The organism is Pelosinus propionicus DSM 13327, assembly GCF_900114615.1.
GTDB classification, from domain to species: domain Bacteria; phylum Bacillota; class Negativicutes; order DSM-13327; family DSM-13327; genus Pelosinus; species Pelosinus propionicus.
Genome location: NZ_FOTS01000036.1, coordinates 20,668 through 38,190, shown reverse-complemented (window position 1 = coordinate 38,190; position 17,523 = coordinate 20,668). Strand labels below are relative to the sequence as shown.

The window sequence follows — 17,523 nt, the reverse complement described above, 5'->3', positions numbered from 1 at the left end:
AGGTAATCAATGAAAATTGATACACTTATAGGAGAGCACCTTGCTGTAATTGAGCAAGTAAGACAACATTGTATACCAAGTATCGAAAAGATGGTCTCTTTGTGTAAAGAAGCTGTACTGAACGGCAGAACCGTTTTCTTTTGTGGTAACGGGGGAAGCGCGGCTGATAGCCAACACTTGGCAGCAGAATTTGTAGGACGTTTTGTTAAAGAACGGCGAGGGTTAGCAGCAGTCGCTCTAACAACAGATACATCCATTTTAACAGCTGTGAGTAATGACTATGGCTATGAACAAATGTTTTCCAGGCAAGTGGAAGCGTTAGTGAGAGCAGGAGATGTACTGATTGGATTAAGCACTTCAGGTAATAGTCAAAATGTGATTTTAGCTATCCATAAAGCAAAACAGTTAGGGGCTATTACTATTGGATTGAGCGGCGGGAATGGCGGGAAAATGGTAGAAGCTTGTGATGTATGTATAACGGTGCCAGATAAAGTGACGGCCCGCATTCAAGAGGCCCACATTCTAATTGGGCATATTCTATGTGAGATCATGGATGAGGTAACCAGTTGATGATTCGGAATTACAAATATAGTAAGGAGTTTGTGGAGAATAACATAAACAATTGCACCGTTTTAATTGTGGGCGATATCATGCTAGATAAATACTATTATGGTGAGGTTCGGCGCATTTCACCAGAGGCCCCTGTACCGATTACTCATGTGCTTAAAGAAAAAAATACCTTGGGCGGTGCAGGAAATGTTGCTCATAATTTAGCGCTCCTGGGCTGTAAGGTGATACTAGCAGGGGTAGTTGGACAAGATGAACATCGCACGGGACTTCTTCAGTTATTAACTTCCACAGGTATTAGCCATGAGGGCTTAGTTTTGAAGAGTGGCCCAACAACAACTAAATTACGCGTCATTGGTGGTCATCAACAAATGATACGCCTGGATTTTGAAGAAACCAATCACATTGAGCAGGAGATTGAAGAGAAACTTAAACAATACATTGCTGCTGTTGTATCTCAACAAGTAGGTTGCGTGATATTATCGGATTATAATAAAGGTGTATGTACTCCATCCTTGTGCCAGTTCATTATCGAGCTCTGTACAAGCTACGAAATACCGATAATTGTTGACCCTAAAGGAAATAACTGGATTAAATATGTAGGGGCTTCCTATATTACTCCTAATTTGAAGGAGCTAAATGATGCAGTTCACATAGATGTTATGAATGAAGATGACGAAATAAAACGGGCGGCTCAAAGCATTCGACGAAAATATCATATACAAAATGTTGTTGTTACTCGTTCTGAAAAAGGATTAAGTTTGATTGGTGCTAGGCGTAGCGTACATATTCCTACGCTAGCCCAAGAGGTTTTTGATGTTTCTGGTGCGGGGGATACGGTAATTGCTGTATTGGGAGCCGCCATTGCTGGACAGGTTGATCCTTGTGATGCTGCCTATCTTGCCAATATGGCGGCAGGTGTAGTGGTTGGTAAGGTGGGAACCTATGCCATTAGTCGTGAGGAATTGTTAGCCACCTTAGCAAGAGATAAATAAGCAAGTTAAATCATCTTGTCATCAAGATAGGAGTTTGTCTATGATAGATAAAAAGCCAGCGGTATTCTTTGATCGAGATGGAGTGCTAAACGTTGATCATGGTTATACTTTTCGTAAACAGGACCTTGAGTGGATGGCGGGAGCTGTCCAAACCATTCGTTTCTTTAACGAAAATAACTATCAAGTATTCGTGATTACTAATCAAAGTGGTATTGCTCGTGGCTATTATACAGAAGATGATGTTATGCTGTTCCACGAATTTATGAATAACGAGTTACATAAAAAGGGCGCTCATATTGATGCCTTCTATTATTGCCCCCATCATCTAGATGGTACAGTGCCAAAGTATCAGAAAGCCTGTACATGTCGTAAACCTGCACCAGGTATGATTCGAAGGGCATGTCAGGTGTGGTCTGTGGATATTGAGAATTCTTTTGTTATTGGTGATCGATCTTCCGATATGGAAGCTGCTGAAAGTGCTGGTATGCGAGGATTTCTTTTTGAAAGTGGCAATCTATATGAATTTATTAAGGAGAGGGTTGTGCCATGGATCAATATAAAAATATTTTAGTTCACTCTATGGTCAATCTTGGAGATGTTCTTTTATCTACCAGCGCAGTAGCTTTGTTACGGCAAATCTATCCTCAGGCTAAGATTACAATGATGGTTCGTCCAGCGGTAGCTCAAATTGTCATTAATAATCCAGTGATTGATGAGGTTATCATTTATGATTATAAAGGGAAAAATCGTTCTGTCAAAAGTATGCTAGCTATGATTGGTGAACTACGTAAAAGAAAATTTGATTGTTGTGTTTCTTTTGACCGCAAACTGCGTCCAGCTCTCTTGGCTTTGTTTGCTGGAATTCCGGTGAGAGTGGGGCCTGAAAAAGTATTTGATGATAAACCTAGTTGGGTGACTAATTTATATACTCATGTTATCCCAATCAAGCATGACTTGGTCAATACTCTTCAGGGACAAACTTATCAGGAAATTATACGTGGCTTTACGAAAACATCAGGCTCTGCTGTTCCAATGATGTCCCGCATTATGCCTGAGCATGAACAAAAAGCAGAAAAACTTCTTCAATCCCTCCCTGTCATTGCGAGTGAAACGAAGCAATCCCTTTATCGCATCGCTCTTTGTGTCAAAGGCACCTTCCCCTTAAAAGACTGGCCCAAAGAACGTTTTGCCCAACTAATAGATGAACTTTCCATTCAATATGAGGCGGTATTTTTCATCATCGGAGCTCCTGAGGATAGAAACTATGCAGATCAAGTTATTGACCTGATAAAAATACCAGTAGCAAATTTCTGTGGAGAAACCAACTTACCTGAAGTAGCGGCGGTACTAAAACGATCAGATTTGTTTATTACCGTAGATACGGGAGCAGCTCATATAGCTGCAACAGTAGGTGTCCCTATGGTGGTCATTTATGGCTGTACATCACCAAAACGGTGGCATCCTATCAGTGAGAGGGCAGTAGCAATTTCATCCGATGAGCCATGTTGCCCTTGTGCGATAGTGGCAGACGCATGCCCAGACCATGCGTGTATGAATCATATTAGTGTAGATAGAGTAATGGAGACGATTAAAGGAGTGGCTTTAGTGTGAAAAAGATATTTGTAGCTGATAGAGCTAGCTTAGGAGATACTTTATTGGCCACTCCAACATTACGAGCTATTAAGGAAACATATCCTTATAGTCGTACCATTATGATGGCATCTTCTGGGGCTAAAGAAATTCTAGATGGACATCCCTTTGTAGATGAGCTGTTACTTTATGAGAAGGGGGACAGCATTTTTCCTATCATAAAGAAAATCTGGCGAGCTGATTTGGCGTTGGTTTTGGATTTTCATTATCGATCTAGTTTGTTTGCTTGGCTAGCGTGTATTCCACGGCGAATTGGAAGAAGTTCTAAGAAGCAAACGTTTTTAACTGATCGAGTTTTGGGAACACCTAATGCTAGTATTTATGAGGCAGAAAACACGCTGACTGTTGCAAGGTATGCAGGAATTGATACCAAGAAGACTCAGCTTATTATGGCGCCATGCCGCGAGAATGAAAAGCAACATATCAAGCAGTTGTTAGTAGAAAATAAGATTGATCTAATTGAAAAGTCTATTATTGTGTTAGCGCCCTATTCATTGTCCTATTTAAAAGATTGGCCAGAGGAATATTATCAGCAATTAATTGACTTTCTTGTGTTAAAGGAATTTGTAGTTGTAATTGTTGGAGGTAAGGAAAATCGTGAACGTGCTGAAAAATTATCGGGTAGCGTCAATATGGTCGGATTACTGAATATAAGGGAAACTACATACTTAATTTCTTTAGCAAAGCTGATTGTTTGTGGATGTACATCGGTGTTGCATTTTGCTGCTACCACAGATACGCCTCAAGTGGCCATTTATGGGCCTACTGCTCCTATTCAATGGGCGCCGCAAAGAAACTGTAGAGTAATTACCAAATCTCTACCATGCTCACCTTGTTATAGTACTGGACGGGAGTGCCAGGATGATAAACTTTGCGTGCGTCAAATCACTCCGGCTGAGGTATGTACAGCAGTATCTCAGGTATTACATTTGTGAAAGTGGGTTTTTTATGAATGAGATGGTGTATATTATTTTAGTAAATTATAATAGTTGGCAAGATACTGTTGAATGCATTGAATCTTTAAAACAAATGACATATAGATCATTTAAAATTATTGTTGTTGACAATGCCTCCTCTGATAACAGTGCTTTTGAATTAAAGAAGCTAAAAGATGTGATACTTATCAATAGCATGGAAAATTTAGGATTTGCTGGTGGGAATAATATTGGTATTGATATCGCAATAAAGAATGGGGCTACGTATATTTGGTTACTTAATAATGATACAGTTGCACATCCTGAAAGTTTAAAGGAATTAGTTGAAAGTGCCAGCCAATATAAATTGGCTTTGCTTGGAGGTAAAGTATATAAATATGGTACAGAGTCTGATATTTGGTATGATGGCGGTGATATAAATTGGTGGAAAGGTAAGGCGTATCATACGCATATTCACTTAAAAGATAATAACTTTGTAAAGAAACCCTGCAATACTGAATGGATTTCTGGATGTAGCATGTTTGCTTCAACTAAATTATTTGAACAATATCGAATGGATGAGCACTTTTTTTTATATTTTGAAGATGTTGATTATTGTTATAAATTACATCAAGCTGGAATACCACTAATTGTTATACCTGGAGGAGTCGTTTGGCATAAAACATCTTCTTCAGTGAGCAAAACTTCATACATTCAGTTTTATTATTCTATTCGTAATAATTTATATTTTATGCAAAGGTATGGCGCATTGCGTTATAAAGTATATTATTATCCTTATTTTATTGCTAGAACAGTGCTATTTTCTATAAAATATTTTTTGCGCGGAATTTTGTATAAAGATGATACTAAAAAAATGTTGGGAAAAGCATATATGAAAGGTTTGTCTGATTTTCTTAGGCGAAAAGAGGGGAAGTTGTAAGTACAATTTCTGTTATAAGCAAGGTTATCGTAACTAGTAATATATTATATTTTTAGAAAATAGGTGAGAGTATTGTCATTGAAATATGATTTGGCTGTTGTATATAGAATTTACCCAAAAGTTTCAAAAGTTCCACCTGTCTTTAGTGATAATAAATATAAGTTAGCAGAGTTATGTTTAAAATCGTTTAAAGAATCATTAGGCTCACTACATACTAAAATGTGGGTACTATTAGATAATTGTCCAGCTGAATATGAAGAATTATTTAAGAAATATTTTGATTCAGAATGTTTGGAACTAATTAATCTGCCTGGTGTAGGTAATTTAGCGACCTTTGGTATGCAAATAGAAATCTTACTACAGCAAACTGATGCTGAATATGTGTATTTTGCTGAGGATGATTACTTGTATTTTTCGAATCAAATGGAGAACATGGTTAATTTTATTAAAACCAATGAAAAAATTGATTTTATTACACCATATGACCATTTAGATTATTACACAGGTGGTTTGCATAATCATAAGCGAGAAATAACAACCTTTGCTGATAGACATTGGATGACAGCCTCTAGCACTTGTCTTACTTTTCTTACGACGAAGAAAATATTAGGTGAAACTGCAAGTGTTTTTCAAACATATAGTCATGGTAATTCTGATGCAGCTCTGTGGCTAAGCATTACTAAGCTCAGAATGTTTGATCCATCGATTGTAGTGAAAGCTGGAACTTCGGAACGGTGGGTATATAGGTATTATCGCCAGGCTTGGCGGCGGTGCTGGAAACATATTTTATTTGGTAAAGCTTATAAATTGTGGGTCCCCATCCCTACGATAGCTCTTCATATGGAAAATCGATATTTGTCACCAGCAATAGAATGGGAAGAAGTCTTAAATTCGGAAGTAAATAAAATGGACAATAATTCTTAAAAAAGGTGATAATATGAATATATGTGTAATTGGAACAGGCTATGTTGGCTTAATAACAGGGACATGCTTTGCTGATATGGGAAATAAAGTATGGTGCGTTGATATTGATGCGCAAAAGATTAAAAAACTAAAACAAGGGAAAATTCCTATTTATGAACCTGGTTTGCAAGAATTAGTAACAAAAAATATGCAAGAAGGCAGACTGGAATTTACTTCTGCTATCAAAGATGGTATCAAAGATGCGTTATTTTGTTTTATTGCAGTAGGAACGCCTACAGGGATAGATGGTGTAGCTGATATATCTGCAATTCAAGCTGTAGCAAATAAAATTAGTATTAACATGGACAAATATTTAATTATTGTTAATAAATCTACAGTTCCAGTTGGAACAGCAAGTCAAATTCGTAATATTATAAAAGAACAATTAAAAGCACGCAAAAGAGAAGATTTAGAATTTGATATTGTTTCAAATCCTGAATTTTTAAAAGAAGGTGCAGCCATTGAGGATTTCATGCATCCTGATCGTATTGTGATTGGTACTGACAATATTCGTACTGCTGAATTAATGAAACAGTTATACGAACCCTTTGTGCGCAATCAAAATCCAATACTAATTATGGATATAACCTCTGCTGAACTTACAAAGTATGCCGCAAATGCAATGTTAGCAACCAGAATTAGTTTTATGAACGAAATGGCTCGGCTGTGTGATCAAGTGGGTGGAGATATTGCACATGTAAGATTAGGAATTGGGACTGATAGGCGTATTGGCATGCCGTTTTTGTATGCTGGTGCTGGATATGGTGGCTCGTGTTTTCCTAAAGATGTAAAAGCAATAATCAATACAGGATCTGAAAATGGCGTTTCTATGGATATTATAGCTGCTGTTGAAAAAGTAAATGAAAATCAAAAATATTATTTAGTTGAAATGCTTTTAAAACGTTTTGGTGAAGATTTAACAGGGAAAAAATTTGGTGTATGGGGTCTTGCTTTTAAGCCACAGACTGATGATATGCGTGAAGCCCCTTCTATTGTGATTATTCGAGAATTATTGTTTAGGGGGGCAACTGTTACTGCTTATGATCCAGAGGCAATAGAACAGGCAAAGAAAGTATTTGCAGATTGTGAGCAGCATATCCAATATGTAGATGATAGTAAGAAAGCTATCCAAAATGTTGATGCGCTAATTGTGATTACTGAGTGGCGACAATTCCGGCAACCTGACTTAAATGAGCTTAAATGTCATATGAAGAGTCCAATTATCTTTGATGGTAGAAATCAGTATAAACCTAATATAATGAAAGAAAATGGTTTTGAATATTATTGTATAGGGAGAAATTGTTTTGTTAAATAAAAGAATTTTAGTTACTGGTGGAGCAGGATTTATTGGCTCACATTTATGTAAAAAACTACTTGAACAAGCACATGCTGTAATTTGTCTTGATAATTGTTTTACTGGTTCTAAAGAGAATGTAGCTGATTTAATGTCAAATCCTAAATTTGAATTTATTACACATGATATTACGATTCCATTTTCTTTTGAAGTTGATGAAATATATAACTTAGCTTGTCCTGCTAGTCCTGTACATTACCAGTATGATTCGGTTAAGACGATGAAAACCAATATATTGGGGGTTATTAATGTACTTGATTTGGCTTGTCGTATGGGTGCAAAAGTTTTACAAGCCTCCACCTCTGAAGTTTATGGAGATCCCAAAATCCATCCTCAAAGTGAAGAATATTGGGGAAATGTAAATCCGATTGGTATTCGTAGTTGCTATGATGAAGGGAAGCGTGGCGCAGAAACACTGTTTTTTGATTACCATCGACAATTTGGCTTAGACATTAAGGTGATTCGTATTTTTAATACATATGGTCCTCATATGAATATTAATGATGGTCGTGTTGTCAGTAACTTTATTGTACAGGCCATCAAAGGACAAGATATCACTATCTATGGAGATGGTAATCAAACTAGATCATTTTGCTATGTTGAGGATCTAATTAAAGGCATGATGCTGATGATGAATACTGAAAAAGGATTCAATGGTCCAGTAAATTTAGGAAATCCTAATGAATTTACTGTTTTGGAATTAGCTAAGGTCGTCTTAAGGCTAACAGGGTCAAAATCAAAGTTGGTTTTTAAACCTTTACCACAAGATGATCCTAAGTTGCGAAGACCTAATATCCATTTGGCAAAAGCTAACTTGGGATGGGAACCTGTGGTACAATTAGAAGATGGTTTAAAACATGCTATTGAATATTTTCGTAAGATAGTAGATTAGATCTGATTGTTTGTAATAAATTTCTACAAAAACAGGGGGATAAGATGATAGATTTATCGTACTATGAAAACCATAGAAATGAAATTCTCCAATTCATAACAAATAGACCTAAACGAGTACTTGAACTAGGATGTGGTGCTGGGAACTTCTCAGCTACATTAAAAGAGATATATGGCTGCTATGTTGTTGGGTTCGAGATCTTTCCTTCTGCTGCAGAACAAGCAAAAACAAAATTAGATGAAGTAATTGTAACATCCATTGATGGGTATAATTTTTCTCATCTAGGTAAGTTCGATTTAATAATAGCTAACGATGTCTTGGAACATTTGATAGATCCTTGGGCGGTTATTGATAGACTTTATGACAATTTATCTGATACCGGATCGTTTATTGGTAGCATTCCTAATATTCGCCAATATAAAATTATTACTAATTTACTGTTACATGGAAAATGGGAATATGCAAATGAAGGTATATTAGATAGAACGCATTTAAGATTCTTTACGAAGCAAAGTATTATTGATGCGTTTAGGAAATATGAGATTGTTGAGCTGACTTGCTTGTCAAAGCTTAGAACTTTATCTAAGCGTATTCAATATAAATTATGGCCTGACTTATTAACAAATCAATATTGTGTGGTCGCTAGTCGCCGACAAAGCAAATTTGCTTGAGTCAGGATGTAAGGTTAATGATGTGATAAAATTTGAGTTTATTGGTAAGAAGGCTATCGCAATAAATCGGCGACTTACATTAGACTCATTGCTGATATCTGTAATCGCAAGTTTGATTTAGTTATTAATCTGCTTCCCTTTGTCAGACTCCGGTCGCCAGAGTACATCAATACCAGTGGCAGCTGGTATTGATGTAGTGGATCAGAAGATGATTCACAGAACGTACTAATTTTCTGTGTTATTTAATACCAGGGCGTGTTGAAAAAGTCTAAAAAGCTGTATGTTATTTCAATAGAATACAAATGCAGTCAATATGAACAAAAGCTAAGAAACGGTTCGCCAGCTTCTCGTAGCGTCGCAATCCGACTAAATTGCTTGAGTTTTTGAAAAAAGCATTTAATTAAATGCTGCTCTTTGTATTGCCACCAATCACATTCCCATGGATTTTGTATTCTTGCCGCTCTAGCTCACTCCAATGTGTTGGTTTGTATCGCTGTTTTCGGTATTTTTTGCACCGGTGCTGTGTTGGTGCGCTTTGTAGCTTTGCTGTCAATGCTCAAATCCTGTGAATCAGCATCTACACCCAGTTCATTGAAAATCGTCTCAAGCGAGTTTTCTTCCTGCCGTCGTGATGAGTTTTTGGGTAGCTTTTACAATGATATGTAATCATTCTTACTCGCAACAAGGGGGGGGATCAATTGCAAGTTACTAATCTATTATTAGTTGTCCCGCGGCTAAATATTGGTGGTGCGGAATCCTATGTTTTTCAATTAGCCAAACAACTAAAGGCAATGGGGTATGCGATATATGTGGCTTCTTGGGGAGGCTTATTAGCGGATGAATTACATAATTTAGGAATTATGCATTATAAGGTACCCATACGATTGCACAAGGGTCTCGCTTCTATGATGCTAGAAAAAATCATTCATCGGCACAACATACAATTGGTACATGCTAACTCGGGAGCTGCTGGGCAAGTTGCCGCTTTAGCATGTATGCGAGCCAATATACCCTGGGTGTATACTGCCCATGGATGGTTAAGCTTTAAAGAGCAGCAATCCAACATCGCACAGGCACAGTATATTATCTGTGTGAGTGACTATTTGAAGAATCGCTTTCTTACGGAAGGATATCTCGACCCACAGAAGCTTATTACGATATACAATGGAATCGACACCACTACCTATTCGTCAACGCCTGAGAACTTGACAAAAGGAGCCCGACTACGAGAGGAATGGGGCGTAACTAAGAGTGATTTCCTATTAGGTATCGTTTCAAGAATAGCCCGGCCCAATATGAAAGGTCATCTGGATCTACTACATATATTGGCAAAGTATAAGGAAATACAAGATTGGAAATTGGTCATTATCGGGAAGGGGAAATACTTACCCTTTTTAAAATATAAAGCTTGGAAATATGGTATATATGATCGTATTATTTTTGCCGGACATCATACTGACATACCTGTAGCCTTAAGTGCGATTGATGTGATGGCACTTCCATCGAAATTTGAAACCTTTGGATTAGCAGTAGCTGAAGCAATGGCAATAGAAAAACCTGTGGTAACTTATGCCGTTGGTGGTCTCAAAGAAGTAATCGATGAAGGGGTAACAGGTTTTCTAGTAGAAAAGAATAATATTGAGAATTTTTATAAAGCATTATGCATATTATATAGCAACAAGAGTCTCAGAAAAGAATTATCCTTAAATAGCCGTCAAAAAGTCGTAGAGAATTTCTCTCATCAACAAACGATTAAAAGAATTATCGAATTGTACGATTTAATTGTAAAAAATTATAAAGAATAAACCATATTCTTTTGAGTATGGAAAGGCATTACTCTATTTTGTTTATACTCAGCAAGCCTGAGTATATTGTTTCATGAGGCAGTGTGACTATGTAGTCAGGACGCGTAATGAAATTAAAAATTATGCCTAATGCTTATAAAAAAACGACGATTGTCTTCAAGGTCTTGGCTGGTGCATGCACCATATTAGAACAAGTTGCAGCGAAGTTTTAAAGAAAGGTAAAGTGATATGAAAACTTTTTTAATAATAAATACTTCTTTTTTGGGTGACACGCTGCTAACAGGTTCTTTGTGTCGAAATATTAAACTAGAATATCCAAATTCGAAGGTGCTTTTCATGGTCAATAAGCCGTTTGCAGAAGTGGCAAGATATATGAATGGTGTCGATGAAGTCCTTTGTTATGACAAAAACGGCGAACATCAAGGATTAGTTGGTTTTTGTCATTTTTATAACACATATAAAGTACAGTATAAAAATAAAATTGATGTTGCTTTTGTCATCTATGGCAATGAGCGCGGTATTGTATTGTCGAAACTGTTTGGTGCAAAGAAAATCTATAGCGACAATACAGGCTTAATTCGTCTATTTTTGGATAATGGGGCAATTGATTATAAAGGCAGAACACATGCTCAAGATAAGCATAATGCTCTGCTTGAATTATATACAGGTAAAACACCACAGTCAATTGCCATGCTCTATCTGCCGCCGCGAGAAGCTGCCGCTGAGGTAGATATCCTATGGCAGAAATACAATATTAAGCGTGATGATGAGCTTGTCGCCGTTTGTACGACAACAAAGCGTAAAGAAAAAGATATGCCAGTTGCTGCTTGTACTAAACTGATTGCCGCGCTCAATCAACAAGGAAAAAAAGTTCTTTATGTTGGTGTCGGTCAAGCTGCTGTAGATTATGTGGAAGATTTGCATAATCAAAATTGTACAGAGTTCATCAATTTGACAAATCAGACAACGATTGCGCAACTTGCAGAGGTGTTAAAACGCTGTAAGGTTGCTATAAGTGTAGATACAGGAACTATGCATTTGATCTGTGCACTAGGTATACCTTTGCTAGCGCTTTTCTATGTATATACAGAAGAGCATTTGACTTCTTGGGCACCTAAGGAATTCTATCCACATCGCTTAATATCAGGTGGGGAGTTATCTGTAGATGCGATGTTGGATGCTGTCAAAGCATTGGTAGAAGAGAGGAAAACAACAGATAGCTAAGAAAAATCTATTTATTGTAAATACACCATTTCATCTATTAACAGCGTTTATTTTGACGAAAGGGAAATTTTGCGATGATGAGAATTACCTTGCGTTGATTCATCCACATGGCTATGAGAAATGGCAAGATAGTAAAGTCCTGAATTATATATCATCAGAAGACTGCGGGTATAAAGCAGTATTTCCTCTTATAAATTGGATGACACGAAAGAATAAAGAACAGTCTTATCGGGAGCAGGCAAAGGAAGTAAAAGACACCATTGGAAAACTAAATATTGAGAATGTTTTCTTGGGAAGCGATATTGACGTACAAAACCAATTGCTCATTGGTACATTTGGCAAGCGAGAATTCTATAGATATGAAGATGGATTATATTCTTATTATAATGAAATCCGTCGTCGCCCTATATCGCACATGTTATTTCATAAACTAAAAATACATGCAATGGAATGGTTGGCAGGAATAAAGAATGGTCCATATATCAATACATCTACTGCCAGTGACAGTAAAGCTGGTATTAGCGATTACATGTATAAACCAGAGCTTCTCAAAAGATATTCGCCACAAGCCTATGAAATTACGCAAGAAATCATTCGGGCAGCGATGTTGGATCTTAAGCGGCGTGATCTATTTTTTAAAGTTATGAAGAAAAACAGTATTTTATATTTGAGTCAACCTTTAGTAGAGCAGGGGAAGTTTACACTTGCAGAGGAATTCGGCAGACTTAAAAGCATTGTTGAAAATTTGGACGAGAATACGGATATTTTTTATAAACCGCATCCGAATGATAACGCAAATAAGATTAAATTTTATCAAAAGGAACTGCCACAAATAGAATTCTTCGAATCGGTAGAGCCAGTTGAATTATTATTTTACGGTGAAGAAAACTTGCGAGCGGTTATCAGTTATCAGTCGACGGCACTAATGCTTCCAGATAAGTTTACTGATAGAAAGCTAACAAGTGTCAGTCTAGTGAATTTTTACCAAAAACCGTTGTACCCCGCCTATGTAGAAGTTAAGCAAGGGGCTGGGGTAAAGTTCCCGAAGAATATTAATGAAGTTATTTCTTTAATTAGGGAGTTTTCAAGCTAAGCGGGACAGGTAGTCGCAAAGAAAACCAGTAAGCCCTGCCTTTCAAGGCGGGGCTTACTTTACACTTAATTGCTTTTATTTATATCTTTTTTGTTACCCTGCTTTGAGAAAATACATTGTAGTAAGGTGGTAAGGGACAAATCACGGCATTGCTTTATTCGGTATTCTAGAATTCTCATTCCAATAAATAGCATATGCAGTGAAGAAACCTTTAAGGAAAACTCCCATAAGGGCTGTCGTGATGAGATAACGACTCGCTTTAAAGAAAATAAATCATTTCTCCAAAAGTTTGTGCCTTTGAAAATACCCAAGGCTGCTTTATATCCTGCCTGCTTAGCTAGACTTTTTACTCTATCGTCAAAATCACCATAAGGATAACATAAAAATTCGATAGGGATATGTAGTTGCTCTTCTAGGGTACTCTTGCAGCTTGCTAGCTCATGGAGGATTTCTTCATTATTCAACCTAGATAAAAAGGGATGGCTGACAGTGTGGGCACAAATCAACATTCCTTGCTTTAACCACTCCTGGAGTTGTGCCAAATCCATTGTTCGGCAGCTTGGTTTATTCTTGTAATCTTCCCAATTATTTTCTTGCCCAATCCAATTACTAATGATGCAGACCGTAGCGGTCATACCATATTTCTTTAATAATGGTAAAGCGTTAATCAAATTGTCTTCATAGCCATCATCGAAAGTGAGGAGAACTGGTTTTGACGGAAGAGGAGACTTCAGGGTAAAATGATGATACAGGTCTTGTAAAGAAATCGTAGTATACCCATATTTCTTTAAATATTGCAGCTGCTGCTCAAACATAATGGGTGATACTGTATTGCGATCATTTGGTATATCAGCAATTCGATGGTACATTAAAATAGGGATTTGCTTATTTATATGTTGATAGATTAAAAATAATAGTATTATAATAAGTAAGATCACCATGAATGAAAAATCCTTTCTGTTGTATGAATAGAATAATTTATTCTATCACTATTTTAAGAGTATGTAAAAACATAAGGAGAATTTATAGTATGAAAATCTTTGTAGTGGGTGCGAATGGCCAGCTTGGCAGGGAAATTAAGCGCCAATTCCAGGATAAATATGAACTGTTTTTGCATGGTACAGATACGCTGAATATCACGAATAGTGACGCTGTTGATACTGCTATTGCCAAAGTAAAACCAGACGTTGTAATCAATGCAGCAGCATATACCAATGTAGAAAAGGCCGAAGAAGATTGTGATAATGCGTTTCAAGTAAATGCAATAGGAGCTGAAAACCTAGCGACAAGTTGCAAAAAGCACGATAGTAAGCTGGTGCATATTAGTACAGACTATGTTTTTGATGGAACGAAGGATAAACCATATGAAGAATTTGATCTGCACAACCCTCTTTCGATATATGGCCGGAGTAAATCTTTGGGTGAAAAACTAATTGAGCAAGTTGGTGGAAAATATTTCATTTTGCGTACATCCTGGTTATATGGTGATGGAAATAATTTTGTTCGTACGATGCTGCGCTTGTCTAGAGAAAAAAGTGAAATATCCGTAGTGGGGGACCAATACGGCACGCCTACCTATACCAAAGACTTATGCTGGGCGATTGAGAAAGCTATGTGTACTACATTTTATGGCGTTTATCATGCTTCTAATGAAGGAAGCTGCAGCTGGTATGAGTTTGCAAAGGAAATTATGACTGCTGCCAAATGCAAGACCATCATAAAATCCTTAACTACCGCCGAATATCCAGTAAAGGCAAAACGCCCTATGAATTCCGTAATGGAAAACAGAATGCTAAAACTTCGTGGACTTAATACGATGAGGCCGTGGCAGGAAGCGTTAAAGGATTACTTGGAACATGAGTGCCAGCAACTTTAAATCAAAAGAATAAGCAGCTATGAGGGAGAGGATGATAAAATTATGAATACGATACTCGTTACAGGCGGCGCAGGCTTTATTGGTAGTAACTTTGTACATATGGCAATCGCCCAAGGGAAAAAAGTGATCAATTTGGATAGCCTTACTTATGCTGGAAACTTAGAATCGTTACAGGCAATTGTGGACAATCCTAGTTATAGCTTTGTTCAAGGCGACATTGGTGATGGCTTATTAGTAGATCAGTTGCTGGCAGAGTATTCTCCAGATGCGGTTGTGAATTTTGCAGCCGAATCCCATGTGGATCGTTCCATCGAAGGCCCTGCTGCGTTTATTCAAACCAATATTGTTGGTACATTTTCTTTGTTAGAATCCGTAAAGAAATACTGGCTGAAGCGGGCAGAAGCAGGCAAAACTAAGTTCCGTTTTCTTCATGTATCAACGGATGAAGTATTCGGCTCTTTAGGGGAGACTGGATATTTCACAGAAGAAACACCCTATGCTCCGAATTCCCCCTATTCCGCTTCCAAAGCATCTTCTGACCATTTGGTAAGAGCATATCATCATACCTATGGACTTCCCGTAGTAACGACAAATTGCTCCAATAATTATGGACCCTATCAATTTCCTGAAAAATTAATTCCATTAATGATATTAAATGCATTAGCTGGTAAATCATTGCCTATCTATGGAGATGGGAAGAATGTTCGGGACTGGCTGTATGTAGAAGATCATTGTAGTGCCATCTTATCAGTATTGGAAAAGGGAAAAATTGGTGAAACCTATAATGTTGGCGGGCATAATGAAAAATCGAATTTGGAAATTGTCTATAAGATTTGTGATTTACTAGATAAAGCAAGACCAAGGGATATGGGAAAATCATATCGCGGGCAGATTACCTATGTGAAGGATCGCCCTGGGCATGATCGACGTTATGCCATTGATGCATCCAAAATCCAAAATGAGCTGGAATGGGTACCGTCAGAAACCTTTGAGAGCGGTATAGAGAAAACGATACAATGGTATTTACACAATGCAGAGTGGTGCCAACATGTTTGTGATGGCAGCTATCAGGGGGAACGACTCGGTCTTATAGCGGAGGAGAAATAATGGCAATTACAAAAGGAATTATTTTAGCAGGTGGCTCTGGTACCAGGTTATATCCATTGACTACCGTAGTCAGCAAACAATTGATGCCGATTTATGATAAGCCAATGATTTATTATCCCTTGTGTACACTGCTGTTGGCTGGTGTCAAAGATATTTTGATTATTACGACTCCCCAGGATCAGCCCTTTTTTCAAGCAATGTTGAATGATGGCAGTCAATGGGGGATCAATTTGAATTATGCAGTGCAGCCTAGTCCTGATGGACTTGCCCAAGCCTTTATCATTGGACGAGATTTTATTGGTAAAGACAGTTGCGCATTAGTATTAGGTGATAATATTTTTTATGGACATAGCCTGACGGATAGCTTACGCCGTGCTGCCAGCCAAAAAGAAGGAGCTACTGTTTTTGCCTATTGGGTGAAAGATCCTGAACGTTATGGTGTAGTCGCTTTTGATGATCGTAAGCAAGCAGTAAGCATTGAAGAAAAGCCTGACAAACCAAAATCCAATTATGCTGTTACAGGACTCTATTTTTATGATAATCATGTTATAAATATCGCTAAAGATTTAACGCCTTCAGTGCGTGGTGAATTGGAAATTACAGATGTCAACCGTTTCTATTTAGAACAAAACAAATTGCGGGTAGAGACCTTAGGGCGTGGTTTTGCCTGGCTGGATACAGGAACTCATGAGTCCTTATTACAAGCTGCCAACTATATTGAAACCATACAACAGCGCCAAGGACTCATGATTGCGTGTCCGGAAGAGATCGCTTATCGTATGGGGCTCATTAATAACGAACAACTATTTCAATTAGCAGATCCTCTTAAAAAGAACGGATATGGTCAATATTTATTAAATCTCCTGCAAGGCGGTGTAAAACTATGAATATCATTGAGACGAAATTGCAAGGTGCAGTGATTATTGAGCCAAAAGTATTTGGCGATAATCGTGGTTTTTTTATGGAAACCTGGAATAAAGAAAAGTACGAAAAGGCAGGCTTGCCTTTTCATTTTGTGCAAGATAATTTATCCTTTTCAACAAAAGGCGTACTGCGCGGATTGCATTTTCAAAATCCAAATCCTCAGGGGAAATTGGTCTACGTTCTCCAAGGGGAAGTATTTGATGTCGCAGTAGATATTCGAGCAGGCTCACCAACCTTTGGTCAATGGGAAGGGGTTATTCTTTCTAGTGAAAATAAAAAGCAGTTTTACGTCCCGGAAGGTTTTGCTCACGGCTTTTGCGTATTAAGCGAAGCGGCGTTATTTGCATATAAATGTACTGATAGATATAATCCCCAGGCAGAGATGGGTATTATGTGGAATGATCCTGATATTGGAATTCAGTGGCCGATGGTAGCGCCTATTTTATCGGCAAAAGACAAAGAAAATGTACGGCTGCGCGATATAATAACGTAATATGTTTTTGATGGAATAATATGTAATTGTTAAATGTTTGAGGATAATCAATAAA

The 17,523-nt window shown here is 37.5% G+C and carries 18 protein-coding genes; 17 read left to right on the top strand and 1 reads right to left on the bottom strand.

Annotated elements, in window-relative coordinates; genetic code table 11:
• Window positions 1-9 precede the first annotated feature (9 nt).
• The 13 genes from BMZ99_RS17455 (at window position 10) to BMZ99_RS17395 (ending at window position 13,068) form a co-directional block, all read left to right on the top strand.
• Window positions 10-570 (top strand): D-sedoheptulose-7-phosphate isomerase, encoded by a 561-nt coding sequence (locus tag BMZ99_RS17455; protein WP_090940191.1) that lies wholly within the window; start codon window positions 10-12, stop codon window positions 568-570.
• On the top strand, window positions 570-1,562 hold the full coding sequence (gene rfaE1, locus BMZ99_RS17450; protein ID WP_090940188.1) for a D-glycero-beta-D-manno-heptose-7-phosphate kinase: 993 nt from the start codon (window positions 570-572) through the stop codon (window positions 1,560-1,562). The genes BMZ99_RS17455 and rfaE1 overlap by 1 nt, the downstream gene beginning before the upstream one ends.
• A 40-nt stretch (window positions 1,563-1,602) precedes the next feature.
• Complete coding sequence (locus BMZ99_RS17445; protein ID WP_090940185.1) at window positions 1,603-2,133, top strand: D-glycero-alpha-D-manno-heptose-1,7-bisphosphate 7-phosphatase; 531 nt, start codon at window positions 1,603-1,605, stop codon at window positions 2,131-2,133.
• Window positions 2,109-3,173, top strand: coding sequence for a glycosyltransferase family 9 protein (locus tag BMZ99_RS17440; RefSeq protein WP_090940182.1), 1,065 nt, complete (start codon window positions 2,109-2,111; stop codon window positions 3,171-3,173). Before BMZ99_RS17445 ends, BMZ99_RS17440 begins: the two co-directional genes overlap by 25 nt.
• Entirely contained in the window at window positions 3,170-4,147 is a 978-nt protein-coding gene (locus BMZ99_RS17435; RefSeq protein ID WP_090940180.1) for a glycosyltransferase family 9 protein, read from the top strand. The genes BMZ99_RS17440 and BMZ99_RS17435 overlap by 4 nt, the downstream gene beginning before the upstream one ends.
• 13 nt (window positions 4,148-4,160) lie before the next feature.
• Complete coding sequence (locus BMZ99_RS17430) at window positions 4,161-5,066, top strand: glycosyltransferase family 2 protein (RefSeq protein WP_175490601.1); 906 nt, start codon at window positions 4,161-4,163, stop codon at window positions 5,064-5,066.
• A 78-nt stretch (window positions 5,067-5,144) separates the two neighbouring features.
• Window positions 5,145-5,990, top strand: a complete 846-nt coding sequence (locus tag BMZ99_RS17425) for a hypothetical protein (RefSeq protein ID WP_217645112.1) — start codon at window positions 5,145-5,147, stop codon at window positions 5,988-5,990.
• A 13-nt stretch (window positions 5,991-6,003) separates the two neighbouring features.
• Window positions 6,004-7,344, top strand: a complete 1,341-nt coding sequence (locus tag BMZ99_RS17420; RefSeq protein ID WP_090940171.1) for a UDP-glucose dehydrogenase family protein — start codon at window positions 6,004-6,006, stop codon at window positions 7,342-7,344.
• A complete protein-coding gene (locus BMZ99_RS17415; RefSeq protein ID WP_090940168.1) occupies window positions 7,334-8,275 on the top strand; it encodes a UDP-glucuronic acid decarboxylase family protein in 942 nt (313 codons plus the stop codon). Before BMZ99_RS17420 ends, BMZ99_RS17415 begins: the two co-directional genes overlap by 11 nt.
• Before the next feature lie 44 nt (window positions 8,276-8,319).
• Entirely contained in the window at window positions 8,320-8,946 is a 627-nt protein-coding gene (locus BMZ99_RS17410) for a class I SAM-dependent methyltransferase (RefSeq protein WP_090940165.1), read from the top strand.
• A gap of 698 nt (window positions 8,947-9,644) precedes the next feature.
• On the top strand, window positions 9,645-10,751 hold the full coding sequence (locus BMZ99_RS17405) for a glycosyltransferase family 4 protein (RefSeq protein ID WP_090940162.1): 1,107 nt from the start codon (window positions 9,645-9,647) through the stop codon (window positions 10,749-10,751).
• Window positions 10,752-10,979: 228 nt separating this feature from the next.
• Window positions 10,980-11,975, top strand: a complete 996-nt coding sequence (locus tag BMZ99_RS17400) for a glycosyltransferase family 9 protein (protein ID WP_090940159.1) — start codon at window positions 10,980-10,982, stop codon at window positions 11,973-11,975.
• On the top strand, window positions 11,968-13,068 hold the full coding sequence (locus BMZ99_RS17395) for a polysialyltransferase family glycosyltransferase (protein ID WP_090940156.1): 1,101 nt from the start codon (window positions 11,968-11,970) through the stop codon (window positions 13,066-13,068). Before BMZ99_RS17400 ends, BMZ99_RS17395 begins: the two co-directional genes overlap by 8 nt.
• A 65-nt stretch (window positions 13,069-13,133) precedes the next feature.
• On the opposite strand, the gene BMZ99_RS17390 is transcribed toward BMZ99_RS17395, so the two are convergent.
• Window positions 13,134-14,009: a polysaccharide deacetylase family protein gene (locus tag BMZ99_RS17390; protein ID WP_090940153.1), complete on the bottom strand. Its 876-nt coding sequence runs from the start codon at window positions 14,007-14,009 to the stop codon at window positions 13,134-13,136.
• Window positions 14,010-14,011: 2 nt separating this feature from the next.
• Here BMZ99_RS17390 and rfbD point away from each other — a divergent pair, with 2 nt between their 5' ends.
• Genes rfbD through rfbC form a run of 4 tightly spaced genes read left to right on the top strand, consistent with a single transcriptional unit; the run spans window position 14,012 to window position 17,468 of the window.
• Window positions 14,012-14,944 carry a dTDP-4-dehydrorhamnose reductase gene (gene rfbD / locus BMZ99_RS17385; protein WP_322787903.1) on the top strand — a complete coding sequence of 311 codons (933 nt, stop codon included), beginning with the start codon at window positions 14,012-14,014 and terminating at the stop codon, window positions 14,942-14,944.
• 42 nt (window positions 14,945-14,986) lie between these two features.
• A complete protein-coding gene (gene rfbB / locus BMZ99_RS17380) occupies window positions 14,987-16,051 on the top strand; it encodes a dTDP-glucose 4,6-dehydratase (protein WP_090940148.1) in 1,065 nt (354 codons plus the stop codon).
• The gene (gene rfbA, locus BMZ99_RS17375; protein WP_090940144.1) at window positions 16,051-16,938 is read left to right on the top strand and encodes a glucose-1-phosphate thymidylyltransferase RfbA; all 888 of its coding nucleotides are present in this window, start codon (window positions 16,051-16,053) and stop codon (window positions 16,936-16,938) included. The genes rfbB and rfbA overlap by 1 nt, the downstream gene beginning before the upstream one ends.
• Entirely contained in the window at window positions 16,935-17,468 is a 534-nt protein-coding gene (rfbC, locus tag BMZ99_RS17370; protein WP_090940141.1) for a dTDP-4-dehydrorhamnose 3,5-epimerase, read from the top strand. Before rfbA ends, rfbC begins: the two co-directional genes overlap by 4 nt.
• The last annotated feature ends 55 nt before the right edge of the window (window positions 17,469-17,523 follow it).